This window comes from Caballeronia sp. INDeC2, from assembly GCF_023631325.1.
Classification (GTDB): Bacteria; Pseudomonadota; Gammaproteobacteria; order Burkholderiales; family Burkholderiaceae; genus Caballeronia.
Genome location: NZ_JALQDG010000042.1, coordinates 304,967 through 323,356 on the forward strand (window position 1 = coordinate 304,967; position 18,390 = coordinate 323,356).

At 65.8% G+C, this 18,390-nt stretch carries 16 protein-coding genes; 9 read left to right on the forward strand and 7 right to left on the reverse strand.

Features of this window, described 5'->3' with window-relative positions; genetic code table 11:
* Window positions 1-67: 67 nt before the first annotated feature.
* The 7 genes from NCS28_RS28600 to NCS28_RS28630 form a co-directional block, all read right to left on the reverse strand.
* Window positions 68-1,438, reverse strand: a complete 1,371-nt coding sequence (locus NCS28_RS28600; RefSeq protein WP_250517144.1) for a sigma-54-dependent transcriptional regulator — start codon at window positions 1,436-1,438, stop codon at window positions 68-70.
* Window positions 1,423-2,907, reverse strand: a complete 1,485-nt coding sequence (locus tag NCS28_RS28605) for a sensor histidine kinase (protein WP_250517145.1) — start codon at window positions 2,905-2,907, stop codon at window positions 1,423-1,425. Before NCS28_RS28605 ends, NCS28_RS28600 begins: the two co-directional genes overlap by 16 nt.
* Window positions 2,908-2,981: 74 nt before the next feature.
* Window positions 2,982-4,325 (reverse strand): MFS transporter, encoded by a 1,344-nt coding sequence (locus NCS28_RS28610; RefSeq protein WP_250517146.1) that lies wholly within the window; start codon window positions 4,323-4,325, stop codon window positions 2,982-2,984.
* 37 nt (window positions 4,326-4,362) lie between these two features.
* A complete protein-coding gene (gene leuD / locus NCS28_RS28615) occupies window positions 4,363-4,995 on the reverse strand; it encodes a 3-isopropylmalate dehydratase small subunit (RefSeq protein ID WP_250517147.1) in 633 nt (210 codons plus the stop codon).
* Window positions 4,995-6,422, reverse strand: a complete 1,428-nt coding sequence (gene leuC, locus NCS28_RS28620) for a 3-isopropylmalate dehydratase large subunit (RefSeq protein WP_250517148.1) — start codon at window positions 6,420-6,422, stop codon at window positions 4,995-4,997. The genes leuD and leuC overlap by 1 nt, the downstream gene beginning before the upstream one ends.
* Before the next feature lie 104 nt (window positions 6,423-6,526).
* On the reverse strand, window positions 6,527-7,912 hold the full coding sequence (locus tag NCS28_RS28625) for an MFS transporter (RefSeq protein WP_250517149.1): 1,386 nt from the start codon (window positions 7,910-7,912) through the stop codon (window positions 6,527-6,529).
* Window positions 7,913-8,149: 237 nt separating this feature from the next.
* Window positions 8,150-9,241 carry a porin gene (locus NCS28_RS28630; RefSeq protein WP_250517150.1) on the reverse strand — a complete coding sequence of 364 codons (1,092 nt, stop codon included), beginning with the start codon at window positions 9,239-9,241 and terminating at the stop codon, window positions 8,150-8,152.
* Between the two features lie 278 nt (window positions 9,242-9,519).
* Between NCS28_RS28630 and NCS28_RS28635 the strand changes: the two genes are divergently transcribed.
* The 9 genes from NCS28_RS28635 (at window position 9,520) to NCS28_RS28675 (ending at window position 18,377) form a co-directional block, all read left to right on the forward strand.
* Complete coding sequence (locus NCS28_RS28635; RefSeq protein WP_250517151.1) at window positions 9,520-10,098, forward strand: UbiX family flavin prenyltransferase; 579 nt, start codon at window positions 9,520-9,522, stop codon at window positions 10,096-10,098.
* Between the two features lie 194 nt (window positions 10,099-10,292).
* The gene (locus tag NCS28_RS28640) at window positions 10,293-11,480 is read left to right on the forward strand and encodes an FAD-dependent monooxygenase (protein WP_250517152.1); all 1,188 of its coding nucleotides are present in this window, start codon (window positions 10,293-10,295) and stop codon (window positions 11,478-11,480) included.
* A 64-nt stretch (window positions 11,481-11,544) separates the two neighbouring features.
* Entirely contained in the window at window positions 11,545-12,078 is a 534-nt protein-coding gene (locus NCS28_RS28645) for a VOC family protein (protein ID WP_250517153.1), read from the forward strand.
* Window positions 12,075-13,421 (forward strand): fumarylacetoacetase, encoded by a 1,347-nt coding sequence (gene fahA / locus NCS28_RS28650; protein WP_250517154.1) that lies wholly within the window; start codon window positions 12,075-12,077, stop codon window positions 13,419-13,421. Before NCS28_RS28645 ends, fahA begins: the two co-directional genes overlap by 4 nt.
* Window positions 13,418-14,185 (forward strand): alpha/beta fold hydrolase, encoded by a 768-nt coding sequence (locus tag NCS28_RS28655; RefSeq protein WP_250517155.1) that lies wholly within the window; start codon window positions 13,418-13,420, stop codon window positions 14,183-14,185. The genes fahA and NCS28_RS28655 overlap by 4 nt, the downstream gene beginning before the upstream one ends.
* A gap of 24 nt (window positions 14,186-14,209) precedes the next feature.
* Window positions 14,210-15,028: an FAD binding domain-containing protein gene (locus NCS28_RS28660; protein WP_250517156.1), complete on the forward strand. Its 819-nt coding sequence runs from the start codon at window positions 14,210-14,212 to the stop codon at window positions 15,026-15,028.
* A 20-nt stretch (window positions 15,029-15,048) separates the two neighbouring features.
* Window positions 15,049-15,525, forward strand: coding sequence for an SRPBCC family protein (locus tag NCS28_RS28665; protein ID WP_250517157.1), 477 nt, complete (start codon window positions 15,049-15,051; stop codon window positions 15,523-15,525).
* A 12-nt stretch (window positions 15,526-15,537) separates the two neighbouring features.
* Window positions 15,538-16,047 carry a (2Fe-2S)-binding protein gene (locus tag NCS28_RS28670; protein ID WP_250517158.1) on the forward strand — a complete coding sequence of 170 codons (510 nt, stop codon included), beginning with the start codon at window positions 15,538-15,540 and terminating at the stop codon, window positions 16,045-16,047.
* Complete coding sequence (locus NCS28_RS28675; RefSeq protein ID WP_250517159.1) at window positions 16,044-18,377, forward strand: xanthine dehydrogenase family protein molybdopterin-binding subunit; 2,334 nt, start codon at window positions 16,044-16,046, stop codon at window positions 18,375-18,377. Before NCS28_RS28670 ends, NCS28_RS28675 begins: the two co-directional genes overlap by 4 nt.
* Window positions 18,378-18,390: the final 13 nt, after the last annotated feature.

Genomic DNA, 18,390 nt, shown 5'->3' on the forward strand with positions numbered 1-18,390 from the left:
TCGGCGTGATGAGCGCTCGATGGTGTCAAGGAATCGGACGCCGGGTGTCCGATTCCTTGACAGTCGATCAGGCGTCGAACATCCCGAGATTCGCCAGCCGCGTATAGAGCGATTGACGGCTGATGCCGAGCCTGCGTGCCGCTTCGGCGCGATTGCCGTCGGTGAGCGCGAGGGCGCGGGCGATCAGCGCGCGTTCGAGTTGCGCGAGCGCGTCGTTGAGCGTGAGTTCTGCGAGGCTCACGGGGATCGCGTCGTTGCCGCTGGCGTTCGTGTCGAAGAGAAAAGCGAAGTCCTCGCGCGTGAGCAGCGCGCCCGGCGCGAGCGCGCTCGCCCGTTCCATCGCGTTCGCGAGTTCACGCACATTACCGGGCCAATGGAAGGTGACGAGCATGCGCTGCGCATCGGCGGACAGACGCTTGTGCGCCGCATCCGGCGATGCCGCCAGCGTCGACAGAAAATGCTCCGCGAGCGGCAGGATATCCGCTATGCGCTCGCGCAAGGGCGGCAAGTGCAGCGGAATCACATTCAGCCTGTACAAGAGATCCTGCCGGAACGTTCCCGCCGCGACCATCGCCGGCAGATCGCGATGCGTCGCCGCCACCACGCGCACATCGACCGCGACGGGCCGGTTCGTGCCGAGCGGCGTGACCTGCCGTTCCTGAAGCACGCGCAGCAGCTTGGCCTGCATCGCGAGCGGCATGTCGCCGACCTCATCGAGAAAGAGCGTGCCGCCGTGCGCCTGCTCGAAGCGCCCTCGCCGCTCCGCATGCGCGCCGGTGAACGCGCCTTTGCCATGCCCGAAGAGATCGCTTTCGAGCAACTCCGGCGGAATCGCCGCGCAGTTCACGGCGACGAACGGCCCGCCCGAGCGCGCCGACGCGCGATGCAGCACCTGCGCCGCCACTTCCTTGCCGGTGCCCGTCTCGCCGGTGATGAGCACCGTCGAGTGCGTGCCCGCCGCGCGGCCCAGACGCTTTTGCACGTCGCGCATGGCATCGCTTACGCCGAGCAGTTGCGGCTCGCGCGACGGCGTTTCGTCCGAGAAGACAGGCGTCGCGGCCGCATCGGGATACGCCGCGAGCATGCGTGCGAGCAACGTGGCGATCTCATTGCGGCCGACGGGTTTGGTCAGATGTTCGAACGCGCCGAGCCGCATCGCGCCGATGGTGTTGTCGCTCGTCGCGTGCGCGGTCAGCATCACGACCGGCACGTTCTGCATGCCCGCCATGCCGCGCAGCGATTCGAGCACGGCGAGACCGTCCGCGCCCGGCAGGCGAAAGTCCAGAAAGATGCAGTCGGGCGCGCCGCGCTCGCGCAGGCGTTCCAGCGCCGCTTCGCCCGAACGTGCTTCGAGCGGCGTGTGGCCGAGGTCCTGCATGGTTTCCGCGAGGCCCTCGCGAAAGGCGTCGTCGTCGTCGATGATCAGTATGGTCGCCATGGCAAGTCGATCACGAAACACGTCACGTTCGAATCCTCCGCGAGACAGGCGCGGCCCCCATGCGCCGACGCGATCTCGCGCACGACGGCCAAGCCGAGGCCGGAGCCGTCGGGCCGGCCCGTTACGAACGGCTCGAAGATACGCTCGCGCTCGGCCGCGCTCACGCCGGGTCCGTCGTCGGTCACTTCGAGCCGGAGCCGTTCGCCCTCCGTCCATTGTGCGCCCCGCGCACGCACCGTCACGTGGCCGCCCGGCGGCGCATGACGCAGCGCGTTCACGATCAGATTGTCGAGCGCGCGCGCCATTTGCGCGGGATCGAAGACCGGCTGCCTCGCGCCCGTTTCGATCTGCGCGCGCAACGCGATCCCGCGCTTCGCCGCGCCCGCTTCGTGCGTATGAACGATGTCGCCGAGCCACGCGCGCAGATCGACCGCGCGGACATCGATCGTCACCGGCTGCGTGAGCGCGAGCAGGCTCGTCACCTGAGACTCGATGCGCCCTACCTGCTCGATGATCGTCTTCAGCGCGGCTTCGCGCCGCGCGCCGTCGCCGGCGAGCGCGTTTTCCGCCTTGAGACGCATCGCGCCCGCGGGGTTGCGGATCTCGTGCGCGATCTGCGCCGCCATCTTGCCGAGCGCGCCGAATCGTTCGGCCTGCGCCAGTTGCGCGGAGAGCGCGTTCGCGTCGCGCTGAAGACGCTCGGCGCGCTCGACATAGCGATTGAGCGCATCGACGATCTGGTCCAGATCACGCTCGCCGAGCCGTTCGAGCCGCCGGCCCTGCTCGAATCCGCCATCGGGTGCGAGCGCCTGCTCCAGCCGCGTCAGGTTGCGTCGCCAGCGCCTCAGCGCCACGGCCAGAAAAAGCGCCAGCACGACGATGATCGCGAGCACGCCCGCCAGAATGGTCGCGGCGCGCTCGCCGTACGCGCCGAGCGGCGGGCGCGCGCGCGTGAGCATCCACGCCAGCAGGCCCGCGTGGCGCGGCACGGGACAGGCGACGGCGATCACGGCATCGGCGCCGCTCGATACGACATCGACCTGCATCCGGCCCGCGCTTCCCGCTTTTCTCAGCGTGCGCAGGATGAGCGGCGTCTCGGCCTCGGGGACATCGCGCTTCACGCCGCTGCCTTCGTAGGTCGGAAACGCGTAGGCCAGAAAGCCGCGCGGCGCGCCCGCCGACGCCGTGTCGTTCCAGAAACCGCCTTCGATGCCATCGGTGCGGATCAGCACGAGATCGAGCACCGCGTGCATGAGATCGACGTTGGTCTCGCCGGGGCGCTGCATCGACAGATCGTAGCGCGATGCGACCGCCGTGCAAGCCGCGGCGGCCTGTTGCTTCGCCGCCGTGACACGCTCGCCGAGCGCCGACGTCAGCATGAGCCACACGGCCGCCGTCAGCAGCCCGCACAAGACAGCGACGAGAATCCAGAGCGCGAAGAGCTGGGTGGAGAACGACGGTCGCGGCATGATGACTCTTTGCGCCAATTCGAGGGGTTGGCGCGTCTGGAAGCAAGTCTCTCGCCACCTCCGCGATCATCGCCTCACATTAAGGTCGGCTCCGTGCCCATGCGCGGCTCGCGTCGCCGCACGCCGCCAAGCCAGACGGATAACACCGCGATCAACACGAACACCGCCGCGAGATCGAAGAACAAATCCGCGACCGGCAGATGCATCGACAGCAGCACGCCGCCGAGCAACGATCCCGCCACCGAGCCGAGCTTGCCGATGCCGATTGCCGAGCCGACGCCCGTCGAGCGCAGCGTCGTCGGATAGACCATGCCCGACACGGCGTACAGCGCGAACTGGCTGCCGATGACGCACACGCCGCTCGCGAACACGGCCGCGAAGAGCCAGGCGGTCGGCATCGGCAGTCCGAGCGATGCGGCGATGGGACAACCGGTCACCGCAAGCAGCAGGATCACGCGCACGCCATATCTATCGACGCAACGGCTCAATGCCAAAGCGCCGGCGGTGCCGCCGACCGGAAACATCATCGCTGCCTGCGCCGCGCGGGCGGGCGCGAGCGTGCTCATGCTGAAGAGAATCGGCAGCCAGTTTTGCAGGAAGTGCAGCGCCAGCGAGTTGAGGATGAAGATCGCCCAGAGGAGCGGCGTCACCCGGGCGAGCCCGTTCTGGAACAACGCGGACGGACGCACGCGCACGCGCGTTTCGTCATCGACGACATAGCGCACGCCTTCACCCTCGGCCTGCGCGCCGAGCCGCCGCGCGATGCGTCGAATGCCGCGGGCGTCGGGCTTGTTCATCACGAGAAAGCGGATCGATTCGGGCAACAGCGCGAACGACGCCAGCGCCACGACGATCGCCGCCGCGCCGCCCAGCGTGAACAGCACGGGCCAGCCGAAGCGCGGCAGCAGCCACGAAGCGACCGCCCCGCCGCCGCCCGCGCCGATCGAGAAGCCGGAGAACATCAGCGTGATCCAGGTCGCGCGCCGCGCCTTCGGGGCGTATTCGGACACGAGCGCGACCGTGTTCGGCACCACGCCGCCCATGCCGATGCCCGCGAGAAAGCGCAGCAGCGTGAGCTGTTCGAGCGAGTCCGCATAGCCGCACATGAACGTCAGCATGCCGAACCAGAGCGAGCCGTAGATGATCGTGAGCCGCCGCCCGAAGCGGTCGCCGCTGAAGCCGAGCAACAGCGAGCCGACCAGCACGCCGAACAGTCCCACGCCGAACACGCGCCCGAAGCCCGCCGCGTTCGTGTGCCACGCATGGATCAGCGCGGGCGCGGCGAAGGCCGCCGCGACCTGATCGTAGCCATCGATCAATACGATCAGGAAGCACCACATGATCAGAAAGAGCGCGAAGCCGCCGAGCTTCTGGCGCTCGATCAGCGCGGAAACGTTGACGGTGGTGCCCGGGTTCATATCAGTCTCCTTTTTTATCGACGTTCGATGTATCGCGCTACAGCCACGGCGCACGCGCGAGATGCGCCGCTTCGAACGCGCGGATGGCGTCGGCATGGGCGAGCGTCGCGCCGGTTTCGTCGAGTCCTTCGAGCAACTGCGTTCGGGCCGATGGAGCGATGTCGAAGCTCCAGCGCTCATCGTCCGGCGCACACAGCGTTTGCGTGGTCAGATCGACGCGCAGCCGATAACCGGGCGATGCGTTCACCGTCCCGATCAGGCGCGCGATCGTGGCCGCGTCGAGCTGGATCGGCAGCAGCCCGTTCTTGCAGCAGTTGTTGAAGAAGATATCCGCGAAGCTCTCCGCGATCAGCACGCGAAAGCCGTATTGATGAAGCGCCCACGGCGCATGCTCGCGCGAGCTTCCGCAACCGAAATTGCGCCGCGCAAGCAGCACCGAAGCGCCCGCGTAGCGCGGCTGATTCAGCACGAAGTCCGGCTCCGGCGTGCGTTCGTGCGCGGGCTTGCCGTAGTAGCCCGGATCGCGATAACGCCATTCGTCGAAGAGATGAGCGCCGAAGCCGGCTCGCGCGATCGACTTCATGAACTGCTTGGGCATGATCGCGTCGGTGTCGATGTTGTCGCGATCGAGCGGCACGACGATCCCCGCGTGGCAGACGAGCGGCTCCATCAGCGATCTCCTTCGAAGCCGGGCATGCGGCGCACGTCGACGAAACGGCCCACGAGCGCAGCCGCCGCCGCCATCGCGGGACTCACCAGATGCGAGCGGCCGCCCGCGCCCTGCCGTCCCTCGAAGTTACGGTTCGACGTGGACGCGACGCGCTCGCCGGCTTCGAGCCTGTCTGCGTTCATCGCGAGGCACATCGAGCAGCCCGGCTCGCGCCATTCGAATCCCGCGGCGATGAAAATCTCGTGCAGCCCTTGCGCCTCCGCTGCGCGCTTCACTTGCTGCGAGCCCGCGACAGCGAGCGCGAGCCGCACGTTCGGCGCGATCTGCCCGCCCGCGGCACGCAACACGCGCGCGGCAGCCTGCAAATCTTCGAGGCGCCCGTTCGTGCACGAGCCGATGAAAACCTTGTCGATGGCAATCGCTTCCATCGGCGTGCCCGCTTTGAGGCCCATGTAGTCGAGCGCGCGTGTCCATGCGGCGCGCTGCCCTTCATCGGTAGCGTCGTCGGGATCGGGTACGCGGCCATCGACGCCCGTCACCATCTCCGGCGACGTGCCCCACGTGACCTGCGGAACGAGCGCCGACACGTCGAACACATGCTCGGCGTCGAAGCGCGCGTCGTCGTCCGAATGCAGGGAACGCCATGCATGCGCGGCACGTTCCCATGCCTCGCCTCGCGGCGCATGCGGGCGTGTGCGGCAATAGTCGAGCGTAGTGTCGTCGACCGCGATCAGCCCGGCGCGCGCGCCCGCCTCGATCGACATGTTGCAAAGGGTCATGCGCCCTTCCATCGACAACGCGCGCACCACGGGCCCCGCGAACTCGATCGCATAGCCCGTTGCGCCCGCCGTGCCGAGCGCGCCGATCACCGCGAGCGCGATGTCTTTGGCGCAGGATCCGGCGGGCACTTCGCCGTCGATGGTCACGCGCATCGTGCGGCTGCGTCGCGTGATGAGCGTTTGCGTCGCGAGCACATGCTCGATCTCCGATGTGCCGATGCCGAACGCGAGCGCGCCGAGCGCGCCGTGTGTGCTGGTGTGCGAATCGCCGCACACGATCGTCATGCCGGGCAGCGTGTTGCCGAGCTCGGGCGCGACGACGTGGACGATGCCCTGATGCATGTCGTCCATGCCGTGATGCGCGATGCCGTTGCGCGCGCAGTTATCGCGCAACGCTTCGACCTGAATGCGCGAGACCGGATCGGCGATGCCGAGATCGCGCGCCGTGGTCGGCACGTTGTGATCGGCGACCGCGAGATTGGACTTCGCGCGCCACACGGGCCGCGATTCCTGCCGCAGCGCCTCGAACGCCTGAGGGCTCGTGACCTCGTTGAGCAGATGACGATCGATGTAAAGCAGCGTCGTGTCGTCCGCATCGGTGCGAACGACGTGCGCGTCGAAGATTTTGTCGTACAGGGTTTTCGTCATCGATATTTAGCGATCCGAACTATACGACGAGCGTTTGCGTCGATGGATCAGGCGGGGAACGCCGCCGCGCCTTCGCGCGGCGGCGTGATTACTTGATTACGTGATTACGAGTCCTGTACCAGCGAACCTTGCGCCGGTTCGCTTGCCGCCGCGGGGGTCCGCGGTTCGCCGAAGCGCGCGCGGTAAAGTAGCGCGAGGATCGTCGAGAATACGGCCGCAATGAGGAACAGCAGCGAGGCCGCATAGAACAGTTGCGTGACGGGCAAGTGCATCGAGAGCAGCAGCCCGCCGATGACGGGCCCGGACACCGAGCCAATCTTGCCCACCGAAATCGCACTGCCGACGCCCGCCGAGCGGAACGACGTCGGATAGATCATGCCGGCCACCGCATAGAGCCCGTACTGCGCGCCCACCACGCAAAAGCCGGTGGCGAACACGGCGAGCATGAGCCAGCCCTGCGACGAGCCGTGGCCGAGCGCCGCGACGACCGGAAGCCCGATGACGGGCAGCGAAATGATCGCCGCGACACCGTGACGATCGACAAAGCGGCACAGCACGAGGCCGCCGATCACGCCGCCGACCGAGAACATCATCGTGATGAGCCCCGCGCCGCGCGGATCGATGCCCATGCCTTCCATCAGAATCGGGAGCCAGTTCTGCAGGAAATAGAGCGCCATCGAGTTCGCGATGAACACGATCCACAGCAGCGGTGTGATGGCGGCGAGGCCGTCTGAGAAGATGAGCTTCAGCACGAAGCGCTGTTTCTCGCGCACTTCGCCGGCCACGAAGAGCGCGTCGGCGGGAATCTTCAGCTCGGGACGCAGGCGCGTCATGAGCTTGCGCAACATTTGCGGATCGCGCTGCCGGATCACGAGCAGTTTCGCGGACTCCGGCAACATGAAGATCAGCAGCAACGCGACGAGCACCGAGCCGACGCCGCCGACCGCGAACATGACGGGCCAGCCGAAGCGATGAATCAGCGACGACGATACCAACCCGCCCGATCCCGCGCCGATGGAAAAGCCCGAGAACATCAGCGTGACCCAAGTGGCGCGCAGGCGCTTCGGCGCATATTCCGCGACGAGCGCAACCGAATTCGGCACCACGCCGCCCATGCCGATGCCCGCCAGAAAGCGCAGCAGCATCAGCTCCTGAAGCGACGTGACCCACACCGAAGCGTAGGTCAGCGCGCCGAAGAACAGACTGCCGATGATGATCGCCTTCTTTCGGCCGAGCCGGTCGCCCAGATAGCCGAAGATGAACGAGCCGATCAAGGTGCCGAAGAGGCCCGCGCCGAACACGGGGCCGAATCCGCCGCGCGCGACGTGCCAGTCCTTGATGATGGCGGGCGCCGCGAACGACACGGCCGTCTGATCGTAGCCGTCCATCAGCATGATCAGGAAACACCAGAAGAGCAGACCGGCGGCGAAGCGTCCCGTCTTCTGCTCTTCTATCAATGTCGCAATGTTGAAAGTCCGGTCTGCTTGCATGTATGTCCCGTTTTACCTCGTGCGGACGGACGCGCCGCTCGGGCGCGTCCGCTCGCACTGCTGCTGAATGTCTCTCATGACGGCGCCGTGGCCGGAGTGACAATATAAGAGTCGGCCCCGCGCGGCTCAATCAAAAAGAAACGATGAAGCGATCGAAATAAGTGATGAATCCGCCTCGCACGCCCGTTCGCGCGCCGCTTGCACTCCGTTTCACCGCACGATGACGCCTCCATGTCTTCAGAACAGATGGTTGACGCCGATGCGCGCGACCGTCTGGCTGCCGCTCGTCGAGGGCTGATAGCCGAATTGCGCCGCGCGCGCGCCGGGACCCGAAGCGCGTTGCAGGCCCACGCCCGCATACACCTGTGTGCGCTTCGAAAGGTAATCGGTCAGGAACAGGTTGTACTGGTTGATCGTGAGGCCCTGGAACAACGAGTGATCCGCCGACACGCCGAGAATGAAAAAGCCCAGGCCGCCGACAAGTTCCGTGTTCACGCCCGCCTGATAGTTGTTCAGCGTGGCCGAGCCCTGCGCGTTCTGCAGCTTGACGCCGGAATACGTGACGTGCGGCGTGAAGATGCCGATCTTCACGGAAGCCCCGGCCGCGAGTGTGCTGTATCGGCTGGCGTTGAACATCGTGCCCTGTCTCAACGGCTGGCCGAGCAGCGAGCCCAGGCTGAAGGTGCCGAAGACATCGGCGGTGCGGTTATGGGACATCGTGTACGCGATGCCGAAGTTCACGGCCCCGCCCGAATACTGCGCGCCGATGCTGTATTGACGCCCGGCGCTGAAATCGCCCGCCTGATTGCCGAACGCGTTCATCGCGCCGAACTGGAAGCCGTGGAAATCGATCGTCTCGTACTTCACGGCGTTGTTGAGCGCGTGCGTGTTCGCGAGGCCGTCGAGATTGCCGGGCGTGTAGTACGACGAGATGCCCGGCACCGAGTTGTTCAGCCTCCCGACGTACTGATAGATGTAGTCGTTGATGTTTCCGAAGCTGAGCGAGCCCCAGCGATCGTTCGACAGGCCTACGTAGGCGTCGCGATTGAAGAAGCTCGTCGGGTTGATCTGCGCGCCGGTGTTGGTCAGAAAGCCCGATTCGAGCCGCGCGAACGCCGTGTTGCCGCCGCCGAGATCCTCCTTGATCAACAGTCCCCAGCGGTCCGGCTGACGCTTGCCGGCCGATTCCTGGTACAGGTGTTTGCCCTGAGAGTTCGACACGAAATCGACGCCGACATCGATGCTCCCATACAGCGTCACAGACGACTGCGCCCACGCGGGGCCAGTCAATATCGCGGCGCAGCCGCCGACGAGCAGACAAGTTCTCAACCGAAGTCTCCAATGTTTTTATCGTTGGCCGGTCGCTCGTCGGCGCCGGCTTCTTGCATCCCGCAGTGCTGCTTTGCCCGATGCGGAACCGAGTTTAACCACTTCAATTCGCGTTTTGAATCACGACTTATTTATCAAGCAATAGAACATCTTGAATATTCACTCAGGGTCTTTACCGATCGATTCAAAAAGAGCCTCATAAGTTATCCGGGAGATTGAATCGCCGTGCTAACATCCGCGACGTTTTGATTCCATCTCGGTTGAAACGGAGAGCACAGATGCATTTCAGCGCAGTACAGCCCAGGCGCATGATCGTGGGCATCAGCGGCGCGTCGGGCGTCGTCTACGGTGTACGGCTGCTGCAGTTGCTCAGGCAGCTCGACATCGAATCGCATCTGGTGATGAGCCGCTCCGCGCAAGTCACGCTCGCGCACGAGTCGCCCTACAGCGTCGCCGATGTCCGCGCGCTCGCCACCGTCACGTATCCGAACACGGATATCGGCGCGGCCATTTCGAGCGGATCGTTCCCTGTGATGGGCATGATCGTCGCGCCCTGCTCGATCCGCACGCTCTCGGAAATCGCCACGGGCGTGACGAGCGGCCTGCTTTCGCGCGCCGCGGACGTCACGCTCAAGGAGCGTCGCCGGCTCGTGCTGATGGTTCGGGAAACGCCGCTGCATCTGGGCCACTTGCGCAGCATGACGAGCGTGACCGAAGCCGGAGCAATCGTCTATCCGCCGGTGCCGGCATTCTACGCGAACCCCGAATCGCTCGACGACATGGTCGATCACACCATCGGGCGCGTGCTCGATCTCTTCGGCATCGAGACTTCGGTCGTGCATCGCTGGGGCATGTGAGACTCGTGCGCGTGCCCTCGCGCATTAACAATTTTCATCGATAACTCGTTCGAATTCTTTTGCTTCTTTAGCGGATGACGTTCATTTAAAGTGGTTCCGTTTTAAAACGAAACCCCATTTAAAAGATTTATCTATCGAATGATAAATCTTCTCGATAAGAGACAGCGTCAATACGAAAGAGGTCGAAAGGTCGAATGAAGATCGTCATTGCAGGGGCCGGTATCGGCGGCTTGACGGCGGGAGCCGCATTATTAAAAGCAGGTTTCGAGGTCACCATTCTCGAACAGGCGAAAGCCCTGGGAGAAATAGGCGCGGGTGTGCAACTGAGCCCGAACGCCACGCGCGTGCTTTACCGGATCGGCGTCGGTGAGCGCCTCGAAAGCCTCGCATGCGAGCCGCCCGGCAAGCGCGTGCGTCTCTGGAACACGGGGCAGACCTGGCCGCTCTTCGATCTCGGCGCGGCATCGCGTGAGGTGTACGGCTTTCCCTATCTGACCGTGCATCGCGCGGATCTCCACGAAGCGCTCGTCGATGCGGTGCGCGCGTTTCGTCCCGATGCGATCAAACTCGATCACAAGGTCGAGTCGATCGTGCAGCGCGATGGCCGGGTCGAAGTGCAGACCGTCTCGGGCGCCACCTTCGAAGCGGATTTGCTGATCGGCGCGGACGGCGTGCACTCGCGCGTGCGCCGCGCGCTCTTCGGCGCGGACGAGCCGGTCTATTCGGGCGTGATGGCATGGCGCGGCGTGATCGACGCCACGAAACTGCCCGAACATCTGCGCACGCCGTACGGCACCAACTGGGTCGGGCCGGGCGCGCACGTCATCCACTACCCGCTGCGCGGGCACAAGCTCATCAACTTCGTCGGCGCGGTGGAGCGCGACGGCTGGCAAGTCGAGTCGTGGTCGGAGCGCGGCACCATCGACGAGTGTCTCGCCGATTTCGACGGCTGGCACGAAGACGTGCGCACGATGATCTCGGCCATCGACATCCCATACAAATGGGCGCTCATGATCCGCGAGCCCATGACGCGCTGGACTTCGGGCAACGCCACGCTGCTCGGCGACGCCTGTCATCCCACGCTGCCCTTCCTCGCGCAAGGCGCGGGCATGGCGCTCGAAGACGGTTATCTGATCGCGCGTTGCATCGCGCGCCACGCGAACGATCTGCCGCATGCGCTCGAACGTTACGAGTCGCTGCGCCTCGAGCGCACCGCGCGCATCGTGCGCGGCTCGGCGGCGAACACGAAGCGCTTCCACAATCCCGCGCTCGCGCATGCGCAAGGCGCGGCGGATTACGTCGATCGCGAGTGGAGCGAAGAGCGCGTGAAAGAGCGCTACAACTGGCTGTTCGAATACGACGTCGACGCCGTCGAAGTCTGAGCGGGCACGGCTCGCCTCATCAAGCTGCATCACGCCGAACCAAGCCGCATCAAGGAGACACAGCATGTCCGACCATCTGCCGCCGGTGCGCGGCCTGCATCATTTCGCGTGGCGTTGCCGCAATGCCGAAGAAACGCGCCATTTCTACGAGGACATCCTCGGCCTGCCGCTGGTTCATCTGATCCGCCTCGACCGCGTACCGAGCACGGGCGAATATTGCCCGTACGTGCATCTGTTCTTCGAGATGGCCGACGGCTCGAACATCGCGTTCTTCGATCTCGGCGACGACACCGCCGCTCTGCCTTCGCCGAACACGCCGCCGTGGGTGAACCATATCGCGCTGCGTCTTGCCACGCTCGACGATCTCGAAACGATGAAGCAGCGTCTCGTGGATCATGGCATCGACGTGCTCGGCATCACCGATCATCACTTCGTGCGCTCGATCTATTTCTTCGATCCGAACGGCTTGCGGCTCGAACTGACGGTGCCGGTCGCCTCGACCGAAACGCTCGCATCGTATCGTCGGGAAGCGCGTCCCGCGCTCGACGCGTGGGCCAGCAAAGACAAAAGCGCCGTAGCGGAGACGCCCGCCGCATGACCGCGCTCAACTCGACTCATGATCCGGCCCGACGCAGCTGGATCGACTCGGCGAATCTCACCGGCGCGGACTTTCCGATCCAGAACCTGCCGTTCGGCGCGTTCGCGCGCGATGGCGTCGGGCGTGCGGGCGTCGCCATTGGCGAACATGCGGCGGACCTGCATGCGCTCGCCGACAGCGGCCTGCTCGCCTCGGGCAGCGATGCGGCGATCGCCTGCGAAGCCACACGGGACGGCACGCTCAATCGCCTGATGGCAATGCCGCCGCGCTATGCGAGCGCCTTGCGCGCCGCGCTCTCCGATCTGCTGAAGAGCGACGCGCCGCAGCGCGCGCACATGCAGCAACACGCCGACGCGCTGCTGCCGCGCATCGACACGCTCGAGCTGCGTCTGCCGTGCGAAGTCGGCGACTACACCGACTTTCTCACGTCGCTTCATCACACCGAGCGCCACGGACGCTACAAGGGTCTCGCCGATCCGCTGCCGCCCGCGTTCAAGTCGCTGCCGATCGCGTATCACGGCCGCGCTTCGTCGCTGCGCGTGAGCGGCGGCGACGTGCGACGTCCGCACGGCCAGTATCGCGATGCGAACGGGCAGATCGTGTTCGGCCCCGCGCCCGCGCTCGATTTCGAGCTGGAATTGGCGGCGTGGATCGGCGAGGGCAATGCGCTTACGCAGCCGATTCCCGTCGACGATGCGCACGCGCACATCTTCGGTTATTCGTTGCTCAACGACTGGTCCGCGAAGAGCATTCAGTGGTTCGAACAAGTGCTCGGCCCGTTTCTCGGCAAGAGCTTTCATTCGAGCGTGTCGCCGTGGATCGTCACGTCGGAGGCGCTCGCGCCGTTTCGCAAGGCGCCCGTTGCGCGCGCCGCCGGCGATCCGCCCGTCATGCCGCATCTGCACGGCGCGCGCGATCAGCAGGAAGGCGGGCTTCATCTCGAACTGCGCGCGCATCTGTCGACGCGGCAACTGCGCGAAGCCGGCGCCGCCGACGTGCGCATCACGCACACGCACCTCGACAATCTCTATTGGACGTTTGCGCAGATGGTCGCGCATCACACGAGCAACGGCTGCAATCTGCGCGCGGGGGATCTGCTCGGCAGCGGCACGATTTCCGGAGCGGACGATGAAGCGCGCGCCTGCCTCACCGAACTCACCAACGCGGGCCGCGATCCGCTTCGCCTGCCCAACGGCGAAACCCGCACCGCGCTCGAAGACGGCGACGAGATCGTGTTGAGCGCACGCGCGGCGAAGCCGGGCGCGGTATCGATCGGCTTCGGCGAATGCCGTGGTCGGATCGCGCCGGCGTTCGTGTGGCAGCGAATGGAGGTCGCGGCATGACGCAGGCGTTCAACGGCTACGCGCAGGTCGGCCACGGCCCGCGCAAGGTGCTGGCGATGAGCGGCTGGTTCGGCAGCGCCGAGGACTGGCAGCCGCTCGTGCCCGCGCTGGATACGGACGCCTTCACCTACGTGTTCTTCGACTATCGCGGCTACGGCCGCTCGCGCGAACGCGGTGGCGCATTCACGTTCGAGGAAGCCGCGGAAGACGTGCTCGCGCTCGCCGATCATCTCGGCTGGGACAGGTTCAGTCTCATCGGTCATTCGATGGGCGGCGTCGCGATCCAGCGCGTGTTGCTCGCCGCGCGCGGACGCATCGATCGCATGGCGGGCGTGTGCGCGGTGCCCGCGTGCGGCTCGCGCATGGACGAAACGCGCCTCGCCGGGTTTCGCGCGGCTGTCGACGACATCGAACGGCGCGCGGCGATCATCGCGTTCTCGACGGGCAATCGTCTCGCGCCGCGTTTCACCGCGCATCTCGCGCGCGAATCGCAACGCCAGTCGCGCGCGGACGCCTTCGCGGGCTATCTGCCGCATTGGGCGGCGAGCGATTTTTCCGCCGATGTGAGGGGCAACGAAACACCGGTGAAGCTCTTCATCGGCGAGCACGATCCGACGCTCACCGCCGACGTGATGCATCGCACCTGGCTCGCGTGGTATCCGCGCGCGAGCGTCGAAACGCTCGCGAACGCGGGTCATTACCCGATGTACGAAGTGCCGGTCGCGCTCGCGACAGCATTGGAAAACTGGCTGAAACAGGCCTGACGGCCGCCGGCCGCAGGAGACTTCATGTACGAAACCCTTTACCTGCGCCCGTCCTCGCTCGATGAAGCGCTCGGCCTGCTGAGCGAACACGAGGACGCGAAGCCGCTTTCCGGCGGGATGACGCTGATTCCCACGCTCAAGCAGCGTCTCGCCGCGCCTTCGCATCTGATCGATCTCACGCGCATCGAGGCGATGCGCGGCGTGCGCGTCGAAGGCGGCGTGCTGCGCATCGGCGCGCTGACGAAGCATGCGGAAGTGGCCGCATCGAACGTAGTGATCGAAGCGATTCCCGCGCTCGCGCAACTCGCGAACGTGATCGCCGATCCGCAAGTGCGCAACCGCGGCACGATGGGCGGCTCGGTCGCGAACAACGATCCCGCCGCCGATTATCCGAGCGCCGTGCTCGCGCTGAAGGCGCAAGTGCTCACGTCGCAACGCCGCATCGATGCCGACGATTTCTTCGTCGACACCTTCGAAACCGCGCTCGAACCGGGCGAACTCGTGACCGGCTTCGAGTATCCGCTTCCATTGCGCGCCGCCTATGCGAAGTTCCGTCAACCGGCCTCGGGTTATGCCGTGGTCGGCGTGTTCATCGCGCAGTTCGCCGATGTGATTCGCGTCGCGGTGACGGGCGCGGGCGCGTCGGTGTTCCGCTGGCTCGATGCCGAAGCCGCGCTTGCCGCCGATCTGTCCGAAGCCGCGCTCATCCCGCTGAAGATGGATGCCGCCACGCTGCCCGACGACGCCAACGGTTCGTCCGCGTATCGCGCCCATCTGATCGAAACCTACACGCGCCGCGCATTGCGGGCGCTTCTGGCGCAGCCGCTGCGCCAGCCAGCCTAAACGTTTTCAGGAGACAAGACATGGAGTTCACCGGATCGCAGACCATCGCCGCCTCGCGCGAGCAGGTATGGAAGGGCTTGAACGATGCCGCGGTGTTGCAGGCATGCGTGCCCGGCTGCGAAGAGTTCGTCGCACAGAGCGACGACGAATACAGGGCCGTCGTGATCGCATCGGTCGGGCCCGTGAAGGCGCGCTTCAAGGGCACGCTGCTGCTCTCGGAGCGCGACGGCCCGAACGGCTACAAGATTCTGGGTCAAGGCGAAGGCGGCATCGCGGGCTTCGGAAAGATGATGGCGACGGTCACGCTCGCCGACGCCGACGAAGGCGGCACGCTGCTCACCTACGTCGCCGATGCGCAAGTGGGCGGCAAGCTCGCGCAGATCGGCTCACGCCTCGTCACATCGGTGGCGAACAAGCTCGCGGCGGAATTCTTCAAGCGCTTCAACGCGACGATGAGCGCGAATGCAAACGCAAGCGCCAACGCCGCCGCACAGTGAGCGAGGTGAATCATGGCTGAAATCCAGTTACGGGTGAACGGCGTCGACGTGACGCGAGAGGTGCCCGACCAGACGCTGCTCGTCGAATTCCTGCGCGAAACGCTGCGTCTCACGGGCACGCACGTCGGATGCGACACGAGTCAATGCGGCGCGTGCACGGTGCATCTCGACGGCGTCTCGGTGAAGTCGTGCACGGTGCTCGCGGCGCAGGCGAGCGGCGGCACGGTCACGACGGTCGAAGGGCTGCGTGAAGATGTGAGCGCACCGCTGCATCCGGTACAGAACGCATTCGTGCAGTGCCACGGCCTGCAATGCGGCTTCTGCACGCCGGGCATGATCATGTCGTCGAGCTTCTATCTGCGCGAGAAGCCCCAGCTCGACGAAGAGAGCATTTGCCACGCGCTCGAAGGCAACATCTGCCGATGCACGGGTTACGTGAACATCATCGAGGCCGTGCGTCATGCGGCGCGCGAGATGTATCCGTCGCTCGACGATGCCGCCACGGAGGACGTCGGACGATGATCGGTCAACCCATTCCGCGCCTCGAAGACCGGCGCTTCGTCACCGGCAACGGCCAATACACCGACGACTTTCGCGTCGAAGGCCAGGTGCATGCGGCGTTCCTGCGCTCCCCGCACGCGCATGCCGCGCTGCGCTCGGTCGAGGTATCGGCCGCGCGCGAGGCGCCCGGCGTGATCGCGGTGCTCGTCGGTCAGGATTATCTCGACGACGGCTTTCAGGGCGTCGATCACATCCCCAATCCCATCGACGCCGTCGATGCCACGAAGAAAGCCTTCCTCACTTCGCTGACCGGCGAGATCTTCAACCAGTTGCATGTTCCGCTGCCGATCGACCGCGTGCGTTATGTCGGCGAGCCGATCGCGATGGTGATCGCCGACACCGCGCTCGCCGCGCGCAACGCGACGGAGATGATCGACGTCGATTACGACGTGCTCGGCGCGGTCGTCAATGCAGCCGATGCGATGCAGGAAGGCGCGCCGCAACTGTGGGACGGCGCGTCGCGCAACGTCTGCTTCCAGACGCAGATCGGCGATCGCGACGAAGCGCGCCGCATCATCGCGGATGCGCCGTTCGTCCTCACGCGGGAGTTACATCACAGCCGCGTCGTGAATTGCCAGATGGAGCCGCGCGGCGCGATCGGCGTGTTCGATCAGGAAAGCGGCGCCTACACGCTGATCTCGGGCAGCCAGGGCGCCGTGCGGCAAAAGCTCTGCATCGCCGCCGCGCTGAAGGTGCCGCCGTCGCAGGTGCGCGTCGTCTGTCCCGACACCGGCGGCGGCTTCGGCCCGCGTTCGTTCATCTACGTCGAGCAGCTTGCCGTCGTGTGGGCCGCGCGCCGCGTCGGCCGGCCCGTGAAGTGGACGAGCGATCGCAGCGAAGCGTTTCTCTCCGACTATCAGGGCCGCGACCAGATCGTGCGCGCGACTTTCGGTTTCTCGCGCGATGGCCGCATCCTCGCCATCGACAACGAATGGATCGGCAATGTCGGCGCGCATACGGTGTCCTATGTGCCGATGTCGAACGGCACGCGCATCATGACGACCGTCTACGACGTGCCGATCGCCGCCGTGCACATCAGCGCCGTGCTGACGAACACCGTGCCGACCGCGCCCTATCGCGGCGCGGGCCGCCCCGAAGCGACGCACGTGATCGAGCGCATGCTCGACCTCGCGGCCGCGGAACTGGGCCTCGACCGCGCGGAAATCCGCCGCCGCAATCTGATCGCGCACGAGAAGCTGCCGTATCGCAGCCCGATGGGCCTCACCTACGACAGCGGCGAGTTCGCGCGCAACATGGCGCGCGCGCTGGAGCTCGCGCAATGGGACGGCTTCGAGGCGCGGCGCACCGCCTCGCGTGCGAACGGCATGCTGCGCGGCATCGGGCTCGCGAACTACATCGAGTCGCCCGTGGGCGCGCCGCGCGAGCGCATCGAAGTGACGGTGCTGCCGGAAGGGCGCATCGATATCGTGTCCGGCACGCAGTCCACGGGGCAAGGTCACGAAACGACGTTCGCACAGGTCGTCGCGCAGCATCTCGGCGTGCCGATCGCGTCGATCACGCTGCGCACCGGCGACACCGCGTTCGTGAGCGTGGGCGGCGGCAGTCATTCGGACCGCTCTATGCGCCTCGGCGGCATGCTGCTCGTCGATACCGCCGCGCAGATCGTGGCGCAAGGCAAGCGCGTGGCAGCCGAGCTGTTCGATGTCGCGCCGGAAAACGTGAGCTTCGCGAACGGCGCGTTTGCCGATACGGCGTCATCGCGTGAAATCAGCCTCTTCGACGTGGCCGCCCACATCGCGCGCGACGGCCTGCCGGGCGAGCGCGCCACGCGCAAGCTCTATGCGGAAGCCGAAGTGAACACGCGCGTTCCCGCGCATCCGACGGGCGCGGCCGTGTGCGAACTCGAAGTGGACCCGGACACGGGGGTCGTGAAGCTCGTCAATTACACATCCGTCGACGATGTGGGCCAGCCGATCAATCCGCTCATCGTCGAAGGCCAGGTGCACGGCGGTCTCGCGCAGGGCATCGGCCAGGCGCTGTCGGAAACCTGTTATGTCGATCGCGAAACGGGGCAAGTGCTGAGCGGTTCGTACATGGATTACGGCATGCCCCGCGCAGGCGTGATTCCGCAACTCAACCTCGAACTGACCGAAGACCCGACGCACGGCAATCCGCTGCGCGTGAAGGGCGGCGGCGAAAGCGGCATCACGCCCGCCACCGCGACGATCTTCAACGCGCTCGCCGACGCGCTCGGCGAATACGGCACCGACGAACTCGCAATGCCCGCCACGCCGAAAGTCGTGTGGGAATTCATTCACCGCGACGCATGAACACGCTCGACAA